Below are 16,550 nucleotides of genomic sequence, written 5' to 3' on the forward strand. Positions count from 1 at the left end.
CACCTTCGCACGCTTCGCCTTAGCGAATGCGAGCGTTTACCTCGGTAGCGGAGAAGAAGTAAGCGATTTCGCGAGCAGCGGAAGCTTCCGAGTCGGAACCGTGAACGGCGTTCTCGTCGATGGAAACGGCGAAGTCGGCACGGATGGTGCCGGCAGCAGCTTCTTTCGGGTTGGTAGCGCCCATCAGCTCACGGTTCTTGGCGATGGCGTTTTCGCCTTCCAGAACCTGGACGATGACCGGGCCGGAAGTCATGAATGCAACCAGATCCTTGAAGAAACCACGCTCGCTGTGCTCGGCGTAGAAGCCAGCAGCTTCGCGCTCGGACAGTTGCAGTTGCTTGGAAGCGACGATGCGCAGACCGGCTTTTTCGAAACGAGTGGTGATCTCGCCGATGACGTTTTTAGCGACGGCATCAGGCTTGATGATGGAGAACGTGCGTTGAACAGCCATTTGAAACTCCAGAAACAGTGGATTAAAGCCAAAAATTAAACCCGCGAATTATACGCGGGTTCCAGTCAAAAGCATAAGAGCGGAGCCCGTACTGCCCCTCCACCCTGCACGCCGGGGTCGACCGAAGCCGCCCTGACGGGTCATTGCGCCTCTTCGATCCAGGCCGCCTGAATGGCTTCGAGCACCTTTTCGCCGCCGCGTTGCGGGTCGTCGGAAAATTCCGGCAGCTCTACCACCCAGCGATGCAGCTGGACGAAATTCACGTAACGGGGATCCACATCCGGCTTGCCGTCGGCGAGCTGGATGGCGATTTCGAGAACATCAACCCATTTCAGGCTCATGCGTGGGCTTCCTGATCAGTGCGGCGCTTCGGCGGCGTGGTTGAGCGAATACTTGGGAATTTCGACGGTGATGTCTTCTTCACCAACGATAGCCTGACAGGCGAGACGCGACTGAGCTTCCAGCCCCCAGGCCTTGTCGAGGTAATCCTCTTCGAGCTCGTCGGCTTCGTTCAGCGAATCGAAACCTTCACGCACGACGCAGTGGCAGGTGGTGCAGGCACACACGCCGCCACAGGCGCTTTCCATCTCGATATGGTGCTCGTGGGCCAGCTCCAGAATGGAAGTACCAGGCTGAGCCTCAACCACCAGCCCTTCCGGACAGAATTTCTCGTGGGGCAGAAAAATTACCTGAGGCATCAGTTATTCCTCGATCTCATTCAGGTTGCGCCCGGCCAGCGCGGCTTTCACCGTCAGGTCCATGCGGCGGGCTGCAAAAGCATCGGTCACTTGCGACAGACGTTTGGTCTGCTGCTCGATGGCCACGCCATCGGTACCGGTCAACAAATCACGTAATTCCTGCATCTGCAGGTCGATCACCATGCGCTCCTCGGCATCCAGCAGACGCTCGCCATCGACCTGCAGGGCAGCCTCGACCGCCTCGATCAGACGCTGGGCGTCAACCTGCTGCTCGCGCAACGCGCGGGCGGCCTTGTCACCACCGGCGTGCTGGAAGGAGTCCTTCAGCATGCGCGCCACCTCACCATCGGTAAGGCCGTAGGACGGCTTGACCTGGATACTGGCTTCGACGCCCGAAGCCAGCTCGCGGGCACTTACGCTGAGCAGACCGTCGGCGTCCACCTGGAAGGTCACGCGGATCTTCGCCGCGCCAGCCACCATGGGCGGGATGCCACGCAGCTCGAAGCGCGCCAGGGACCGGCAATCGCTGATCAGTTCGCGCTCACCCTGCAGCACGTGGATCATCATGGCGCTCTGGCCATCTTTGTAGGTAGTGAATTCCTGTGCACGGGCCACTGGAATCGTGGTGTTGCGCGGAATCACCTTCTCCATCAGCCCGCCCATGGTTTCCAGCCCCAGGGACAACGGGATGACGTCCAGCAGAAGCAATTCTTCGCCGTCTGCACGGCGATTGCCAGCCAGGGCATCGGCCTGGATCGCCGCACCGATGGCGACAACCTGATCGGGGTCGATATCGGTCAGCGGCTGACGGCCGAACAGCTCGCCAACCGCTTCGCGCACACGCGGCACCCGGGTCGAGCCGCCAACCATGACCACGGCACCGACGTCTTCGACTTCGACACCGGAATCACGCACGGCGCGACGGCAGGCCTTCAGGCTGCGCGCCACCATGGGCTCGATCAGCGCCTGGAAATCGGTACGGGACAGCACGCCGCGCCAATCGCCATGCACGACCTCGACGCTCTCGGCAGCGGTCAGCGCTTCCTTGGCGGCACAGGCGGTCTGCAGCAGGCTGCGCTGGGCACCCGGCTCGATATCGGCGGACAGCCCAGCCTGCTCGACGATCCAGCCGGCGATGGCGTGATCGAAATCGTCACCACCCAGCGCACTGTCGCCACCGGTGGCCAGCACCTCGAACACGCCACCGGTCAGGCGCAGGATGGAGATATCGAAGGTGCCGCCGCCCAGGTCGTAGATCGCCACCACGCCTTCGGCGTTCTGGTCGAGGCCATAGGCGACCGCAGCGGCGGTGGGCTCGTTGAGCAGGCGCAGCACGCTCAGACCGGCCAGACGCGCAGCATCCTTGGTGGCCTGACGCTGGGAATCGTCGAAATAGGCCGGCACGGTGATCACCGCGCCCACCAGCTCGCCACCCAGGGTCGACTCGGCACGCTGACGCAATACCCGAAGGATGTCGGCGGACACTTCAACCGGGCTTTTCAGCCCTTGCACGGTGTCGATGAAGGGCATGTGCGACTCGCCGGCGACGAAGCGGTAAGGCAGTTGCTCACCCAATTGCTTCACATCGGAAAGGCCGCGGCCCATCAGGCGCTTGACCGACAGGATGCTGTTGAAGGGGTCGCTGGCGGCGTCACGGCGGGCCGTTTCACCGACCTCGACGCGATCGGCGTGATAACGCACGGCCGAGGGCAGAATCAGGCGCCCTTCAGTGTCCGGCAGCGGCTCGCTGACGCCGCTGCGCACGGCAGCGACCAGGGAATTGGTGGTGCCCAGGTCGATCCCTACAGCCAGACGACGCTGGTGTGGTTGTGGGCTCTGTCCGGGCTCAGCAATCTGCAATAAAGCCATAGGTAGTCGGTGCTTATCTGGGTATCAGGCACGGCCACGGCAGCCGTACGAGCATTAATCGTCGAGGCGCTCTTCCAGCTGGCGCACCTCGTGGGAAAGCTTGTCGAGGAACTGCATGCGGCGCATCAGGCGTTCAGCCTCTTCTCGGCGCGCATTGTCCTCCCAAGCCTCGGCGAAACGTTCGTTCAGCTCCTGCTGGGCGATCTTCAGGCGGCCCTTGAAAGCGGCAACACCAGCCAGGTCGGCCTCGTCCTGCAACTCTTCGAGCTCTTCACGCCACTGCATCTGCTGCATCAGGAAATCGGGATCCTGCACGGTGACTTCCAGCGGCAGCTCGGGGCCACGCATCGCCAGCAGATAACGAGCCCGCTGCGAGTCGCTCTTGAGCGTGCGGTAGGCCTCGTTGAGGCTCGCCGAGCGTTCCAGCGCCAGGCGCTGCTCGCGCTCGGAAGCGTCGGCGAAACGATCGGGGTGCACGCTACGAGCCAACTCGCGGTAACGAGCCGCCAACTGATCGAGATCCAGACGAAAGCTCGGCTGCAACTCGAACAGGGCGAAATGGCAGGGACCGGAACTGTTCATCAGATGTTGAAGCTTTCGCCACAGCCACATTCGCCACGGACGTTCGGGTTGTTGAACTTGAAGCCTTCGTTCAACCCTTCCTTGACGAAATCGAGCTCGGTGCCGTCGAGGTAAACCAGGCTTTTGGGATCGATGATCACCTTCACGCCATGGCTCTCGAACACCTGGTCTTCGCCGGCGGTTTCGTCGACGAACTCCAACACGTAAGCCAGACCGGAACAGCCGGTGGTGCGTACACCCAGGCGGATACCCTCACCCTTGCCACGACCGTCGAGCGAACGACGGATATGCTGGGCAGCGGCTTGAGTCATGCTGATGGCCATCGACAAACCTCCTTAGAGCAAACCTTTCTTCTGCTTGTAGTCGCGCACGGCCGCCTTGATGGCGTCCTCGGCGAGCACCGAGCAGTGAATCTTCACGGGTGGCAGAGCCAGCTCTTCGGCGAGCTGGGTATTCTTGATGGTCTCTGCCTCGTCCAGCGTCTTGCCCTTCATCCACTCGGTGGCCAGGGAGCTGGAGGCGATGGCGGAGCCACAGCCGTAGGTCTTGAACTTGGCGTCTTCGATGACGCCCTGCTCGTTGACCTTGATCTGCAGACGCATCACGTCGCCGCAGGCCGGCGCGCCGACCATGCCGGTGCCGACGTCAGGATCTTCCGCGTTCATCTTGCCGACGTTGCGCGGGTTCTCGTAGTGGTCGATGACCTTTTCGCTGTAAGCCATGTTATCAATCCTCTTTCATCAGGCGCCGCTCACCGGCAGCTTTTAGTGTGCTGCCCATTCCACCTTGGAAATGTCGACACCTTCTTTGAACATATCCCAGAGCGGCGACAGTTCGCGCAGCTTGGTGACTGCCTCGCGTACTTTCTCCGCGGCGTAATCGACTTCTTCTTCGGTGGTGAAACGACCGAAGGTGAATCGAATGGAGCTGTGTGCCAATTCGTCGTTACGGCCCAGGGCGCGCAGCACGTAGGAAGGCTCCAGGGAGGCCGAGGTACAGGCCGAACCGGACGATACCGCCAGGTCCTTGAGGGCCATGATCAGCGACTCGCCTTCGACGTAGTTGAAACTGAGATTCAGGTTGTGCGGTACACGGGCAGTCATGCTGCCATTGATGTACAGCTCTTCCAGGCCGTCGACCTGCTTGAAGAAACGGTCGCGCAGGGCCAGCACCTTGGCGTTCTCTGCAGCCATTTCTTCCTTGGCGATACGGAAGGCTTCGCCCATGCCGACGCACTGGTGGGTCGCCAGGGTGCCGGAACGCATGCCGCGTTCGTGGCCGCCACCGTGGGTCTGAGCTTCCAGACGGATGCGTGGCTTGCGGCGTACGTAAAGCGCGCCGACCCCTTTCGGACCGTAGGTCTTGTGCGCCGAGAAGGCCATCAAGTCGACCTTGAGCGTTTGCAGGTCGATTTCCACCTTGCCGGTCGACTGGGCGGCATCGACGTGAAAGAACACGCCACGGGCGCGCAGCAGCTCACCGATCGCTGCGATGTCGTTGACGGTACCGATTTCGTTGTTGACGTGCATGATCGACACCAGAATGGTGTCTTCACGCAGCGCCGCCTCGACCATGGCCGGGGTGATCAGGCCATCTTCGCCGGGCTCGATGTAGGTGACTTCGAAGCCTTCACGCTCGAGCTGACGCATGGTGTCGAGCACCGCTTTGTGCTCGATCTTCGAGGTGATCAGGTGCTTGCCCTTGCTTGCGTAGAAGCTGGCCACGCCCTTGATCGCGAGGTTGTCGGACTCGGTGGCACCGGAGGTCCAGACGATCTCGCGAGGATCGGCGTTGACCAGTTCGGCAACCTGACGGCGGGCATTCTCTACCGCTTCTTCGGCTTTCCAGCCGAACACGTGAGAGCGCGAAGCCGGGTTGCCGAAGTTGCCTTCGTTGGTCAGGCATTCGATCATTTTTTGCGCAACGCGAGGATCGACCGGCGTTGTCGCGGAGTAGTCCATGTAGATCGGCAATTTCATTTCGGTATCTCCTAATCAGGTATCAGGCCGGCGCCTTGCGTGCTCAATCGACGGTGGACGCTTCAATCTTATCCAGAAGGTGTGCCCTGCCATTGTTGTTGCAGCGGCGCTGATCCTGGCGCTGGGCGACTTCCTGCACCTCGCGGCGCGTGACCAGATCGGCCAGGCTGATGCCGCTGAGGAACTCGTGGATCTGCTGGCTCAGATCACACCACAGGTGATGGGTCAGGCAGATGTCGCCGGAGTGACAACCGCCCTGCCCCTGGCAACGGGTGGCGTCGACGGATTCGTTGACCGCGTCGATCACTTCAGCGACCTGGATACCCTGCATGTTGCGCGACAGCTGATAGCCGCCACCCGGACCACGCACGCTGGATACCAGACTCCCACGGCGAAGCTTGGCGAACAGCTGCTCGAGATAGGAGAGAGAAATACCCTGGCGCTCGGAGATATCGGCGAGGGATACCGGCCCGTTCTGCGCATGCAGCGCGAGATCGAGCATGGCAGTCACGGCGTATCGGCCTTTGGTAGTCAGTCGCATGAAGGGTTACCAAGGAATCACAATGTGGCGCAATTATCCTATTCCCGAGTATTTAAGTCAACTATAAGACCTACCAAAACACTCGGATTTAGGCGCCTTGCACGCCCGGAATGGCGGCGGATCATAGCAAAGCTACGCCCGCCACGCATCAGGCGGCAGGCTTGTCGCCCTGCCCCTTGCAGACACCGTCGAAGTCCTCGGCACGCAGTTCCGGCAGATCCTTGGCACGGTAGTCACTACCCAGCGCACCGAGCGCCTCACACATGCCTTCCAGGCGATTGTCGACCGCATGCAGGTGATCGAGCAGCTGCGCGATCGCCCGCGCCACCGGATCGGGCATGTCCTGACTGACGCCGTAGGCATCGAAACCCAGTTTGTCGGCGATGGCCCGGCGCTGCGCCTCGAGCCCGTCATCGTCCTTGACGATGATCTTGGCGGGGATACCCACCGCCGTCGCACCAGCCGGCACCGCCTTGGTGACCACTGCGTTGGAACCGATCTTGGCACCGGCACCGACCGTGAACGGACCGAGCACCTTGGCGCCAGCGCCCACCACCACGCCATCTTCGAGCGTCGGGTGGCGCTTGCCCTTGTTCCAGCTGGTGCCGCCCAGGGTCACGCCCTGATAGAGCGTCACGTCGTCCCCGATCTCCGCGGTTTCACCGATGACGATGCCCATACCGTGATCGATGAAGAAACGCCGGCCGATCACCGCACCCGGGTGAATCTCGATACCGGTCAGCCAGCGACTGAAGTTCGACACACTGCGCGCCAGCCATTTCCAACCGGACACCCATAACCCATGCGCGGCACGATGCAGCCAAACCGCATGCAACCCGGGGTAACAGGTGACCACTTCGAACGCATTGCGCGCCGCCGGATCACGATGAAAAACACCCTGGATATCTTCCCGCATGCGCTCAAACATCAGTCTTTCCCCGCTTATGGTGCTCGCCGCGCGCCGCCTTGAGCGTTTCCGTCAACACGCCGCGCAAGATGTTCATTTCCAGCCTGGTCACGCCACTGCGGCCGTACAGACGACGCAGGCGACTCATCAGATGGCGCGGATTGACCGGGTCCAAAAAACCGATTTCCACCAACGATTTCTCGAGGTGCCCATAGAAGGACTCCATCTCGTCAGCGGTCACCGGTTGCTCACCCTCATCGGCAGCAACCTCCTGACGAGGCGCCACAAGGGGCGCATTTTCCAGCGCCAGGGCGGCCATGCGCGCCTCGTAGGTCAGCACCTGCACGGCGGCCGCCAGGTTCAGCGAACTGAACGCGGGGTCGGACGGGATGTGCACGTGAAAGTGACAGCGCTGCAGCTCTTCGTTGGTCAGGCCGGCGTGTTCGCGACCGAACACCAGCGCCACCTCGCCGCCGGCAGCAGCTTTTTCCACAGCCGCCACGCCACACTCGCGCGGATCGATCAGCGGCCAGGGTATGCGTCGCTCACGGGCACTGGTGCCGAATACCAGGCTGCAACCGACCAAGGCATCTTCGAGACTCGAAACCACCAGGGCAGAATCGAGAATATCAGTAGCGCCGGACGCTCGGGCCACCGCCTCTTCGCTCGGAAACTGCCGCGGCTCGACCAGCACCAGCCGCGACAGCCCCATGTTCTTCATGGCGCGAGCCGCCCCACCGATGTTGCCGGGATGACTGGTGCTGACCAGTACCACTCGAATGTTCTGCAGCAAGGGAGACGCCCGCATCGGATAAATAAGGTGACAAATCTTACAGAAGCCCCCTGCTTTATGCCACGCAGGACACGGACGGCACTTCAAGCGACAGGCTTTTCTGCTAGAATGGCCGGCTTTATTACGACCCCAGGTGAACTTCCATGCAGCCCATGCTGAATATCGCGCTGCGCGCAGCCCGTAGCGCCGGTGAAATGATCTTCCGCTCAATCGAACGCCTGGACGTCATCTCCGTAGATGAAAAGGACGCCAAGGACTACGTGACCGAGATCGATCGCTCTGCCGAGCTGATGATCGTCCAGGCCCTGCGCAAGGCGTACCCGACCCACAGCTTCCTCGGCGAAGAGGGCGGCCTGCTCGAAGGCAGCGGTGACGGCGCCGACTATCAGTGGATCATCGATCCACTCGACGGCACCACCAACTTCATCCGCGGCGTGCCGCACTTCGCCGTGAGCGTGGCCTGCAAATACCGCGGCCGCCTCGAGCACGCCGTGATCATCGATCCGGTACGCCAGGAGGAATTCACCGCGAGCCGTGGCCGTGGCGCCGCCCTGAACGGCCGCCGCCTGCGCGTCAGCAATCGCAAGAGCCTGGACGGCGCCCTGCTGGGCACCGGCTTCCCGTTCCGCGACAGCCAGCTGGACAACCTGGAAAACTACCTGGGCATGTTCCGCAGCCTGGTCGGCCAGACCGCAGGCGTACGCCGCGCCGGCGCTGCCAGCCTGGACCTGGCCTATGTAGCCGCGGGCCGTTTCGACGCCTTCTGGGAATTCGGCCTGTCCGAGTGGGACATGGCAGCTGGCGCCCTGCTGATTCAGGAAGCAGGCGGCCTGGTCAGCGACTTCAGCGGTGGTCATGAATTCCTCGAGAAGGGTCAGATCGTCGCCGGCAACACCAAGTGCTTCAAGGCAGTGCTGACCGCGATCCAGCCGCATCTTTCGGCATCGCTCAAGCGCTAATAGCTGCACCCATGAAAAACCGGCCTGGCGCCGGTTTTTTATTGCCCATAAAAAAGGCGCTCCCGAGAGCGCCTTTCGTGCATCTAGCCGATGCGAACTATTCGTCCGCCTCGGAACCGGCCAGCACCAGCTTGCCGTCGCGCACCGGGATCTTGCTACCGGGCTCTTCATCCATGCGCACCTTGCCGATCTTGCCATCCAGATCGTATTTCACGTCATAGCCAACGATCTTGTCGCTGGAGTCGGTGACGGTCTTGCAGCGCGTCTCGGTGGTGGTATAGGTATCGCGGCTCTGCATACCTTCCTGCACCTTGTTGCCTGCGTAACCACCACCCACGGCGCCGGCCACGGTAGCGATCTTCTTGCCATTGCCACCACCCACCTGATTGCCGAGCAGACCGCCGACCACGGCACCGATGGCGGTACCTGCGATCTGATGCTGATCCTGAACGGGGCGCTGGCGAGTAACGGCCACGTCCTTGCACTCTTCACGCGGGGTCTTGATGGTTTCAGTCACCGGCTTGACCGCCAGGACTTCGGCGTACTGAGGGCCGCCGCCGACCAAACTGTAGGTCGCGACAGCGCCACCTGCAGTGACACCAACAGCACCTAACACAGCTCCAACCAACAACGACTTGTTCATGCGAACCTCCTGATCACAACTGCAGCGCCATTGCGCTTTACTCCCTGCCTTGGAAACGCAAAACGGGCGACAAGTTCCCTTGTCGCCCGCCTTTATCCACTGCGAACAGAGCAGTGCATCACACCTCAGGGACGCTCGTCGGCACCCTCTGCAGTGGCCACCGGAGGAATCAGATCCTCGGAGGACAGCTTCAGCCAGATCAGTACCGGAGCACTGATGTAGATCGAGGAGTAGGTACCCACGAACACACCGATCAGCAGCGTCAGGGCGAAGCCTGCGAGGCTGTCACCACCGAACACCAGCAGCGCGACCAGCGCCATGGCGGTCGATGTCGACGTGGCGATGGTGCGCAGCAGGGTCTGGGTAACCGACACGTCGATGTTCTCGATGATGTCGGCCTTGCGCAGTACCCGGAAGTTCTCGCGGATACGGTCATAGATGATGATGGTGTCGTTCAGCGAGTAACCCAGCATCGCCAGCACGGCCGCCATCACCGTCAGGTCGAACGGCACCTGGAAGAACGCCAGGATGCCCAGGGTAACGATCACGTCATGGGCCAGCGAGGCCACGGCACCCAGACCGAACTTCCACTGGAAGCGGAAGGCCAGGTACAGCAGGATGCCGCCAAGCGCCAGAAGCATGGCCAGGCCACCCTGGTCACGCAGCTCCTCACCCACCTGCGGGCCGACGAACTCGACGCGCTTGACCTCGAACGAGGTATCGACGTCGATCTTGCGCAGCGCGGCAGCTACTTCGTTGCCAAGATCGGCCGAATCGCCAGCCATGCGCACCAGCACGTCAGTGGTGGAACCGAAGCTCTGCACCACGGCATCCGGGTAACCTGCCTGACCCAGCTCGCGCTTGATCAGTTCCAGGTCGGCCGGCTGCTCGTAGGTCAGCTCGATCAGCGTACCGCCGGTGAAATCCAGGCCAAAGTTGAGGCCATGCTTGAACAGGCTACCAAGACCAATAAGGCTGATGACCACGGTTACGGCGAACGCGATGTTGCGTATCGCCATGAACGGAATGCGGGATGGAAGTCTCATAGCCTCACCTCAGATCCACAGTTTCTTGAAGTTACGGCCACCGAAGATCAGGTTGACCATCCCTCGGGTGAACATGATCGCGGTGAACATCGAGGTGATGATCCCGATCGACAGCGTCACGGCGAAGCCCTTGATCGGCCCGGTACCCAGCGCGAACAGGATGGCACCGACCAGCAGCGTGGTCAGGTTACTGTCGAGAATCGCCGAGTAGGCACGGTCGAAACCTTCGTGGATCGCCCGCTGTACCGACAGGCCGTTGTTCAGCTCCTCACGTATCCGTGAGTAGATCAACACGTTGGCGTCGACCGCCATGCCCAGGGTCAGCACGATACCGGCGATACCCGGCAGGGTCAGGGTCGCGCCGATTACCGACATCAGCCCCACCAGCAGCACCAGGTTGAACGCCAGCGCCACGGTCGCCAGAACACCGAAGAAACGGTAGATGGCGATCATGAACAGCGACACGAAGATCATGGCCCACTCGGTGGACTCGATACCCTTGACGATGTTCTCGGCCCCCAGGCTCGGGCCGATGGTGCGCTCTTCAGCGAAGTACATCGGCGCAGCCAGACCACCGGCGCGCAGCAGCAGCGCCAGCTCGGACGACTCGCCCTGGCCGTTCAGGCCGGTGATGCGGAACTGGCTACCGAGCGGCGACTGGATGGTCGCCAGGCTGATGATCTGCTTCTCTTCCTTGAAGGAATCGACCTGCACTTCCTGCTCGACGCCGTCGACCATCTGCTTCACATAGCGGGTCAGCGGACGCTGCTCGATGAAGATCACCGCCATGCTGCGCCCGACGTTGCTGCGGGTAGCCCGGTTCATCAGGTCGCCGCCGTGACCATCCAGACGGATATTCACCTGCGGGCGGCCGTTTTCGTCGAAGCTGGCCTGGGCGTCGGTGACCTGATCACCGGTGATGATCAGCTCACGCTCGAGCTGCACCGGCGGACGGCCTTCCTCACGGAAGCCGAACTGCTCGGTAGTGCCACGCGGCGCATTCGGATCGGCGGCGAGACGGAACTCGAGGTTGGCGGTCTTGCCGAGAATACGCTTGGCTTCGGCAGTGTCCTGCACGCCTGGCAGCTCGACCACGATGCGGTTGGCACCCTGACGCTGGACCAGCGGCTCGGCGACGCCCAGTTCGTTGACCCGGTTACGCACGGTGGTCAGGTTCTGGCGGATCGAGTATTCGCGAATCTCGGCGATCTTGGCTGCCGTCATGGTTACGCGCAGCACTTGCTGGCCGCCACGTTCCTGGGCATTCAATTCGAAATCGTTGAAATCCTTGCGGATCAGCTGCTGGGCCTTTTCCAGGGTTTCGCTGTCAGCGAAGCCAAGCTGGATGGCGCCACCCTGCTGCGGCATGCTGCGATAGCGCACGCGCTCCTTGCGCAGCAGGCTCTTGAGCTCGCCTTCATAGACCTGGCGACGCACGTCCAGCGCCTTGTCCATGTCGACTTCGAGCAGGAAGTGCACACCACCGGACAGGTCGAGGCCGAGCTTCATCGGGCTCGCGCCCAGATTACGCAGCCAGTCGGGAGTGGTCTGAGCCAGGTTGAGAGCCACTACATAGTTGTCGCCGAGCGTCTTGCGCACGACATCCTTGGCCGGCAGCTGGTCGCTCTGCTTGGTCAGACGCAGCAGGCCGCTACGGCCCTGCTCGGCAACGCTCGATGCCTTGACCTCGATACCGGCATCGGTCAGCGCCTTGCTGACGCGATCCAGATCGGCTTGCTCGATGGTCTGTGCCGAGCTGGCCCCGCTGACCTGAATGGCCGGATCATCGGGGTAGAGATTGGGTGCGGAATAAATCAGGCTGATGCCGAGTACGGCTGCGATCAGCAGGTATTTCCACAGAGGGTATTTGTTGAGCATGAATGACGCCGCCCGCTTATGACGCGGGGCGCAATCTGCGCCCCGCGGGATGGATAAAACTGGAACAGATAGTCAACAAACCGCTGAAAAACGTAGGCGAGGCAGCCAGCGCAAGGCAAAAACCGGCGAGGAAGCGGAGCGTACTTTGGTACATGAGCATTCCGAGCTTGTTTTAACGCAGCGATGGCAACGCAGGTAGTTTTTCAACCGTCATCAGATGGCTTTCAGCGTGCCCTTAGGCAGGGTTGCTGCGATGGCACCTTTCTGGATCTTCAGTTCGACGGTATCGGACACTTCGATCACCACGAAATCGTCGCTGACCTTGGAAACCTTGCCGGCGATGCCACCGGAGGTCACCACCTCGTCACCCTTCTGCAGATTGCCGAGCAGGTTCTTGTGCTCTTTGGCACGTTTGGCCTGAGGGCGCCAGATCATCAGGTAGAAGATGACCAGGAAGCCGACCAGGAAGATCCACTCGAAACCGGAACCAGCCGGGCCGGCAGCTGCGCCAGCGGCATCAGCGTAGGCAGCGGGAATAAAAAAGCTCATTTGACACTCCTGTTAAAAGTTCTTTTAGCCATCGAATCATCAATCCAGCGGCGGCGTTGGCAGACCGCGCCGGGCGTAGAAGGCATCGACAAAGGCGGCCAATGTACCCTGTTGAATTGCCTCGCGCAAACCAGCCATAAGGCGCTGGTAATGACGCAAGTTGTGGATTGTATTCAACATGCTGCCGAGCATTTCGCCGCACTTATCCAAATGGTGCAGATAGGCGCGCGAGAAGTGTTTGCAGGTGTAACAGTCGCAGGTCGGATCCAGCGGCGAGTCATCGTGACGGTGAAACGCATTGCGGATTTTCAGCACGCCGGTGTCGATGAAAAGGTGGCCGTTGCGCGCATTGCGCGTCGGCATCACGCAGTCGAACATATCCACACCACGGCGCACGCCTTCGACCAGATCTTCCGGCTTGCCGACGCCCATCAGGTAACGTGGCTTGTCGCTGGGCATCTGCCCCGGCAGATAATCCAGCACCTTGATCATCTCTTCCTTCGGCTCGCCGACCGACAACCCGCCGATGGCCAGGCCGTCGAAATCCAGCGCGCTCAAGCCCTCCAGCGAACGCATGCGCAGCGACTCGTGCATGCCCCCCTGAACGATACCGAACAGCGCCGCGGTGCTGTCACCATGGGCGAGCTTGGAGCGCTTGGCCCAGCGCAGCGACAGCTCCATTGAGGTCTTGGCCACATCGAACTCGGCGGGATACGGCGTGCACTCGTCGAAGATCATCACGATGTCTGACCCCAGATCGCGCTGCACCTGCATCGACTCTTCCGGACCCATGAACACCTTGGAACCGTCGACCGGCGAGGCGAAGGTCACGCCTTCCTCCTTGATCTTGCGCATCGCCCCCAGACTGAACACCTGGAAGCCGCCCGAGTCGGTGAGGATCGGCCCCTGCCACTGCATGAAGTCATGCAGGTCGCCATGACGCTTGATGACTTCGGTACCCGGGCGCAGCCACAGGTGAAAGGTATTGCCGAGGATGATCTGCGCACCGATGGCTTCGATATCGCGCGGCAACATGCCTTTTACCGTGCCGTAGGTGCCAACCGGCATGAAGGCCGGGGTCTCGACCACGCCACGGGGGAAAGTCAGGCGACCACGACGGGCCTTGCCATCGGTGGCCAGCAGTTCGAAGGACATGCGGCAGCTGCGCGTCATAGGTGATCCTCGGGCCCGCGTGGCGCGGGATTGCGGGTGATGAACATGGCATCACCGTAACTGAAGAAGCGATACCCCTCGGCCACCGCCTGAGCGTAGGCCGCCATAGTTTCCGCATAGCCGGCGAAAGCCGATACCAGCATCAGCAGGGTCGACTCGGGCAGATGGAAGTTGGTCACCAGGGCATCGACCACGTGGAAGGGCCGACCAGGATAGATGAATATGTCGGTATCACCACTGAAGGGTTTCAGCTCGCCATCGCGGGCTGCGCTTTCCAGCGAGCGGACGCTGGTCGTGCCCACGGCAACGACGCGACCGCCGCGGGCGCGGCACGCCTGGACGGCGTCGACAACGTCCTGACCGACCTCCAGCCACTCGCTGTGCATGTGATGATCTTCGATACGCTCCACACGCACCGGCTGAAAGGTTCCTGCGCCGACGTGCAGCGTGACGAAGGCACTCTCGACGCCCCTCTCGCGCAAGGCCGCCAGCAACTCGTCGTCGAAATGCAGGCCTGCGGTAGGCGCCGCCACGGCACCGGCCTTCTGCGCATAGACGGTCTGATAGCGCTCGCGATCCGCATCTTCATCCGCCCTGTCTATATAAGGAGGCAACGGCATATGCCCGACCCGCTCGAGCAGCGGCAACACCGCCTCGTCGAAACGCAGTTCGAACAGCGCATCGTGACGCGCGACCATCTGCGCCTGAGCGCCACCCTCGATGACAATCGTCGAGCCCGGCTTGGGCGACTTGCTGGAACGCACATGGGCCAGCACGCGATGCTCGTCGAGCACGCGTTCGATCAGCACCTCGAGCTTGCCACCGGACGCCTTCTGGCCGAACAGCCGCGCCGGAATCACGCGGGTGTTGTTGAACACCATCAGGTCACCCGGGCGCAGGTACTCGAGCAGGTCGGCGAAATGCCGATGCGCGAGTGCGCCACTGGCACCGTCGAGAATCAGCAGGCGGCTGGCACGGCGTTCGGCAAGGGGGTGGCGGGCGATCTGCTCATCTGGCAGTTCGAAATGAAAGTCGGCAACGCGCATGGTGGAAAAGGTGTCGTCTTGCAGGGCGGAGCAGCTTACCGGAATTCCTACACGGTGACCACGCAAGTGCATTGACCAATGGCAACTTGCTCCCTATACTGCGCCGCCATTGTGCCCCGGTGGCGGAACCGGTAGACGCGGCGGATTCAAAATCCGTTTTCGAAAGAAGTGGGAGTTCGAGTCTCCCCCGGGGCACCATATATCCTTCAACTGTTACCTACTTGTGACAGTTCGCACCAAAGCTGTGCTGCGTGACTCCTCTTCGCGCAATCAATTAGCCATTATAAAAAACCAACTCGGAACTCGCCTTAAAGCCTCACGAATCTTGCGTGGGATTATGCGTGCCCGAGGGGTTGGCATTTGCTTCAGAGTTAGCGTAGAGTTCAGTCACTGTGTTTGCATGGGTCGCCGAGAATCGTGACCTGATGCAGTAGATCGCTCAAGATCCGCTACATCCCGTTCGACTTCCAACACTCCTTGCAACCAGTCTTCAGTCCTCTACACATGGAGGCTGTCATCAACTCTAGTTCCAAGGAAAAGAGACATGTCGAATCGTCAGAACGGTACCGTCAAGTGGTTTAACGACGAGAAAGGTTTTGGTTTTATCACTCCAGAAAGCGGTCCGGATCTGTTCGTACACTTCCGCGCTATCGAAGGTAACGGCTTCAAGAGCCTGAAAGAAGGCCAAAAAGTTAGCTTCGTCGCTGTACAAGGTCAAAAAGGCATGCAGGCTGACCAGGTTCAAGTCCAGGAATAAGCCGCTGTCTGAAAAACCCCTGATGCATATCAGGGGTTTTTTTATGCCTGCAATTTAGTATGCCCTGCCCTACCCACATCACGAGCCCTCCATGCCGAAACATGCACTGCGCCCGCAAGGTGACTTCCCCGCAGCCGGCCTGGGCCGCCGCCTGGCTGCGGTGCTTTACGACAGTTTTCTGTGCATTGCCCTGCTGATCGTCGTCACCTTCATCTACAAGCTGATTCAGATGGCCATCTATGGCGAAGCGCAGTTACGCCAATGGTCAGAGGCCGGAGCGCTGGACGGCGATCCCCTGCTATCCACCCTGTTGCTGTTCAGCCTGTTCGGTTTCTTCGCCAAGTTCTGGACGCACAACGGCCAGACGCTGGGCATGCAGGTCTGGGGTATACGTGTACAGAATGCAGACGGCACGGCGATCAGCCTGTGGCAGGCATTGCTGCGCTTTCTGGTCGCCATCGCTTCAGGGCTGACCCTTGGGCTGGGCTACCTGTGGATACTTTTCGACAAACGCAGACTCAGCTGGCACGACCGCTATTCGGACAGCCTTACCGTGCAACTGCCGAAGAACGCGCATCGCGAATAGCGAGAGCAGAACGACCGGCCTCCACCACCGTGAATGCCTGCCTGAAGAGAAGAGCAAACGCCAAGGGTGCTACCGCGCCCTCTCCCGCGAGCC

At 61.1% G+C, this 16,550-nt stretch carries 20 protein-coding genes and 1 tRNA gene; 4 read left to right on the forward strand and 17 right to left on the reverse strand.

Annotated elements, in window-relative coordinates; translation table 11 throughout:
- Positions 1–19: 19 nt before the first annotated feature.
- From ndk to trmJ, 11 genes are all read right to left on the reverse strand, one after another.
- On the reverse strand, positions 20–451 hold the full coding sequence (gene ndk / locus QRN22_RS01160; protein ID WP_042555298.1) for a nucleoside-diphosphate kinase: 432 nt from the start codon (positions 449–451) through the stop codon (positions 20–22).
- A gap of 140 nt (positions 452–591) precedes the next feature.
- Entirely contained in the window at positions 592–792 is a 201-nt protein-coding gene (gene iscX, locus QRN22_RS01165; protein ID WP_042555297.1) for a Fe-S cluster assembly protein IscX, read from the reverse strand.
- Between the two features lie 15 nt (positions 793–807).
- Positions 808–1,149 carry an ISC system 2Fe-2S type ferredoxin gene (fdx, locus tag QRN22_RS01170; RefSeq protein ID WP_042555296.1) on the reverse strand — a complete coding sequence of 114 codons (342 nt, stop codon included), beginning with the start codon at positions 1,147–1,149 and terminating at the stop codon, positions 808–810.
- Positions 1,150–1,152: 3 nt separating this feature from the next.
- A complete protein-coding gene (gene hscA / locus QRN22_RS01175; RefSeq protein ID WP_042555295.1) occupies positions 1,153–3,018 on the reverse strand; it encodes a Fe-S protein assembly chaperone HscA in 1,866 nt (621 codons plus the stop codon).
- A 54-nt stretch (positions 3,019–3,072) separates the two neighbouring features.
- Positions 3,073–3,600: a co-chaperone HscB gene (gene hscB, locus QRN22_RS01180; RefSeq protein WP_042555294.1), complete on the reverse strand. Its 528-nt coding sequence runs from the start codon at positions 3,598–3,600 to the stop codon at positions 3,073–3,075.
- A complete protein-coding gene (gene iscA / locus QRN22_RS01185; protein WP_042555293.1) occupies positions 3,600–3,923 on the reverse strand; it encodes an iron-sulfur cluster assembly protein IscA in 324 nt (107 codons plus the stop codon). Before iscA ends, hscB begins: the two co-directional genes overlap by 1 nt.
- Positions 3,924–3,935: 12 nt before the next feature.
- Complete coding sequence (gene iscU, locus QRN22_RS01190; protein ID WP_002552476.1) at positions 3,936–4,322, reverse strand: Fe-S cluster assembly scaffold IscU; 387 nt, start codon at positions 4,320–4,322, stop codon at positions 3,936–3,938.
- A 42-nt stretch (positions 4,323–4,364) separates the two neighbouring features.
- Positions 4,365–5,579, reverse strand: a complete 1,215-nt coding sequence (locus QRN22_RS01195; RefSeq protein WP_042555292.1) for an IscS subfamily cysteine desulfurase — start codon at positions 5,577–5,579, stop codon at positions 4,365–4,367.
- A gap of 43 nt (positions 5,580–5,622) precedes the next feature.
- On the reverse strand, positions 5,623–6,120 hold the full coding sequence (iscR, locus tag QRN22_RS01200; RefSeq protein ID WP_042555291.1) for a Fe-S cluster assembly transcriptional regulator IscR: 498 nt from the start codon (positions 6,118–6,120) through the stop codon (positions 5,623–5,625).
- A gap of 148 nt (positions 6,121–6,268) precedes the next feature.
- Positions 6,269–7,048: a serine O-acetyltransferase gene (cysE, locus tag QRN22_RS01205; protein ID WP_042555290.1), complete on the reverse strand. Its 780-nt coding sequence runs from the start codon at positions 7,046–7,048 to the stop codon at positions 6,269–6,271.
- Positions 7,041–7,835 (reverse strand): tRNA (cytosine(32)/uridine(32)-2'-O)-methyltransferase TrmJ, encoded by a 795-nt coding sequence (gene trmJ / locus QRN22_RS01210; RefSeq protein ID WP_042555289.1) that lies wholly within the window; start codon positions 7,833–7,835, stop codon positions 7,041–7,043. The genes cysE and trmJ overlap by 8 nt, the downstream gene beginning before the upstream one ends.
- Positions 7,836–7,963: 128 nt before the next feature.
- Here trmJ and suhB point away from each other — a divergent pair, with 128 nt between their 5' ends.
- Positions 7,964–8,779: a type III secretion system regulator SuhB gene (suhB, locus tag QRN22_RS01215; protein WP_042555288.1), complete on the forward strand. Its 816-nt coding sequence runs from the start codon at positions 7,964–7,966 to the stop codon at positions 8,777–8,779.
- Positions 8,780–8,876: 97 nt separating this feature from the next.
- Here suhB and QRN22_RS01220 read toward each other — a convergent pair whose 3' ends face one another.
- The 6 genes from QRN22_RS01220 to queA all read right to left on the reverse strand — a co-directional run bounded on the left by QRN22_RS01220 (position 8,877) and on the right by queA (position 15,114).
- Positions 8,877–9,422 carry a glycine zipper 2TM domain-containing protein gene (locus QRN22_RS01220; protein WP_042555287.1) on the reverse strand — a complete coding sequence of 182 codons (546 nt, stop codon included), beginning with the start codon at positions 9,420–9,422 and terminating at the stop codon, positions 8,877–8,879.
- 125 nt (positions 9,423–9,547) lie between these two features.
- Entirely contained in the window at positions 9,548–10,468 is a 921-nt protein-coding gene (secF, locus tag QRN22_RS01225) for a protein translocase subunit SecF (protein ID WP_042555286.1), read from the reverse strand.
- Positions 10,469–10,477: 9 nt separating this feature from the next.
- Entirely contained in the window at positions 10,478–12,346 is a 1,869-nt protein-coding gene (gene secD, locus QRN22_RS01230) for a protein translocase subunit SecD (protein ID WP_042555285.1), read from the reverse strand.
- A gap of 213 nt (positions 12,347–12,559) precedes the next feature.
- Positions 12,560–12,895: a preprotein translocase subunit YajC gene (gene yajC / locus QRN22_RS01235; RefSeq protein WP_042555284.1), complete on the reverse strand. Its 336-nt coding sequence runs from the start codon at positions 12,893–12,895 to the stop codon at positions 12,560–12,562.
- Between the two features lie 39 nt (positions 12,896–12,934).
- Positions 12,935–14,050: a tRNA guanosine(34) transglycosylase Tgt gene (gene tgt / locus QRN22_RS01240; protein WP_197077041.1), complete on the reverse strand. Its 1,116-nt coding sequence runs from the start codon at positions 14,048–14,050 to the stop codon at positions 12,935–12,937.
- Between the two features lie 14 nt (positions 14,051–14,064).
- Positions 14,065–15,114, reverse strand: coding sequence for a tRNA preQ1(34) S-adenosylmethionine ribosyltransferase-isomerase QueA (gene queA / locus QRN22_RS01245; RefSeq protein WP_042555359.1), 1,050 nt, complete (start codon positions 15,112–15,114; stop codon positions 14,065–14,067).
- A 113-nt stretch (positions 15,115–15,227) separates the two neighbouring features.
- Here queA and QRN22_RS01250 point away from each other — a divergent pair.
- From QRN22_RS01250 to QRN22_RS01260, 3 genes are all read left to right on the forward strand, one after another.
- A tRNA-Leu gene (locus tag QRN22_RS01250) sits at positions 15,228–15,312 on the forward strand.
- A gap of 346 nt (positions 15,313–15,658) precedes the next feature.
- Entirely contained in the window at positions 15,659–15,871 is a 213-nt protein-coding gene (locus QRN22_RS01255; RefSeq protein WP_010486675.1) for a cold-shock protein, read from the forward strand.
- Between the two features lie 91 nt (positions 15,872–15,962).
- Complete coding sequence (locus QRN22_RS01260; RefSeq protein WP_042555282.1) at positions 15,963–16,457, forward strand: RDD family protein; 495 nt, start codon at positions 15,963–15,965, stop codon at positions 16,455–16,457.
- Positions 16,458–16,550 lie beyond the last annotated feature (93 nt).

This window comes from Pseudomonas sp. MEJ086 (genome assembly GCF_030209025.1).
GTDB lineage: Bacteria > Pseudomonadota > Gammaproteobacteria > Pseudomonadales > Pseudomonadaceae > Aquipseudomonas > Aquipseudomonas fulva_A.

What these genes read in the sequence shown, in the direction of transcription:
- ndk (WP_042555298.1), bottom strand. Translation starts at nt 451, where the DNA reads ATGGCTGTTCAACGCACGTTCTCCATCATCAAGCCTGATGCCGTCGCT.
- iscX (WP_042555297.1), bottom strand. Translation starts at nt 792, where the DNA reads ATGAGCCTGAAATGGGTTGATGTTCTCGAAATCGCCATCCAGCTCGCC.
- fdx (WP_042555296.1), bottom strand. Translation starts at nt 1,149, where the DNA reads ATGCCTCAGGTAATTTTTCTGCCCCACGAGAAATTCTGTCCGGAAGGG.
- hscA (WP_042555295.1), bottom strand. Translation starts at nt 3,018, where the DNA reads ATGGCTTTATTGCAGATTGCTGAGCCCGGACAGAGCCCACAACCACAC.
- hscB (WP_042555294.1), bottom strand. Translation starts at nt 3,600, where the DNA reads ATGAACAGTTCCGGTCCCTGCCATTTCGCCCTGTTCGAGTTGCAGCCG.
- iscA (WP_042555293.1), bottom strand. Translation starts at nt 3,923, where the DNA reads ATGGCCATCAGCATGACTCAAGCCGCTGCCCAGCATATCCGTCGTTCG.
- iscU (WP_002552476.1), bottom strand. Translation starts at nt 4,322, where the DNA reads ATGGCTTACAGCGAAAAGGTCATCGACCACTACGAGAACCCGCGCAAC.
- QRN22_RS01195 (WP_042555292.1), bottom strand. Translation starts at nt 5,579, where the DNA reads ATGAAATTGCCGATCTACATGGACTACTCCGCGACAACGCCGGTCGAT.
- iscR (WP_042555291.1), bottom strand. Translation starts at nt 6,120, where the DNA reads ATGCGACTGACTACCAAAGGCCGATACGCCGTGACTGCCATGCTCGAT.
- cysE (WP_042555290.1), bottom strand. Translation starts at nt 7,048, where the DNA reads ATGTTTGAGCGCATGCGGGAAGATATCCAGGGTGTTTTTCATCGTGAT.
- trmJ (WP_042555289.1), bottom strand. Translation starts at nt 7,835, where the DNA reads ATGCGGGCGTCTCCCTTGCTGCAGAACATTCGAGTGGTACTGGTCAGC.
- suhB (WP_042555288.1), top strand. Translation starts at nt 7,964, where the DNA reads ATGCAGCCCATGCTGAATATCGCGCTGCGCGCAGCCCGTAGCGCCGGT.
- QRN22_RS01220 (WP_042555287.1), bottom strand. Translation starts at nt 9,422, where the DNA reads ATGAACAAGTCGTTGTTGGTTGGAGCTGTGTTAGGTGCTGTTGGTGTC.
- secF (WP_042555286.1), bottom strand. Translation starts at nt 10,468, where the DNA reads ATGAGACTTCCATCCCGCATTCCGTTCATGGCGATACGCAACATCGCG.
- secD (WP_042555285.1), bottom strand. Translation starts at nt 12,346, where the DNA reads ATGCTCAACAAATACCCTCTGTGGAAATACCTGCTGATCGCAGCCGTA.
- yajC (WP_042555284.1), bottom strand. Translation starts at nt 12,895, where the DNA reads ATGAGCTTTTTTATTCCCGCTGCCTACGCTGATGCCGCTGGCGCAGCT.
- tgt (WP_197077041.1), bottom strand. Translation starts at nt 14,050, where the DNA reads ATGTCCTTCGAACTGCTGGCCACCGATGGCAAGGCCCGTCGTGGTCGC.
- queA (WP_042555359.1), bottom strand. Translation starts at nt 15,114, where the DNA reads ATGCGCGTTGCCGACTTTCATTTCGAACTGCCAGATGAGCAGATCGCC.
- QRN22_RS01255 (WP_010486675.1), top strand. Translation starts at nt 15,659, where the DNA reads ATGTCGAATCGTCAGAACGGTACCGTCAAGTGGTTTAACGACGAGAAA.
- QRN22_RS01260 (WP_042555282.1), top strand. Translation starts at nt 15,963, where the DNA reads ATGCCGAAACATGCACTGCGCCCGCAAGGTGACTTCCCCGCAGCCGGC.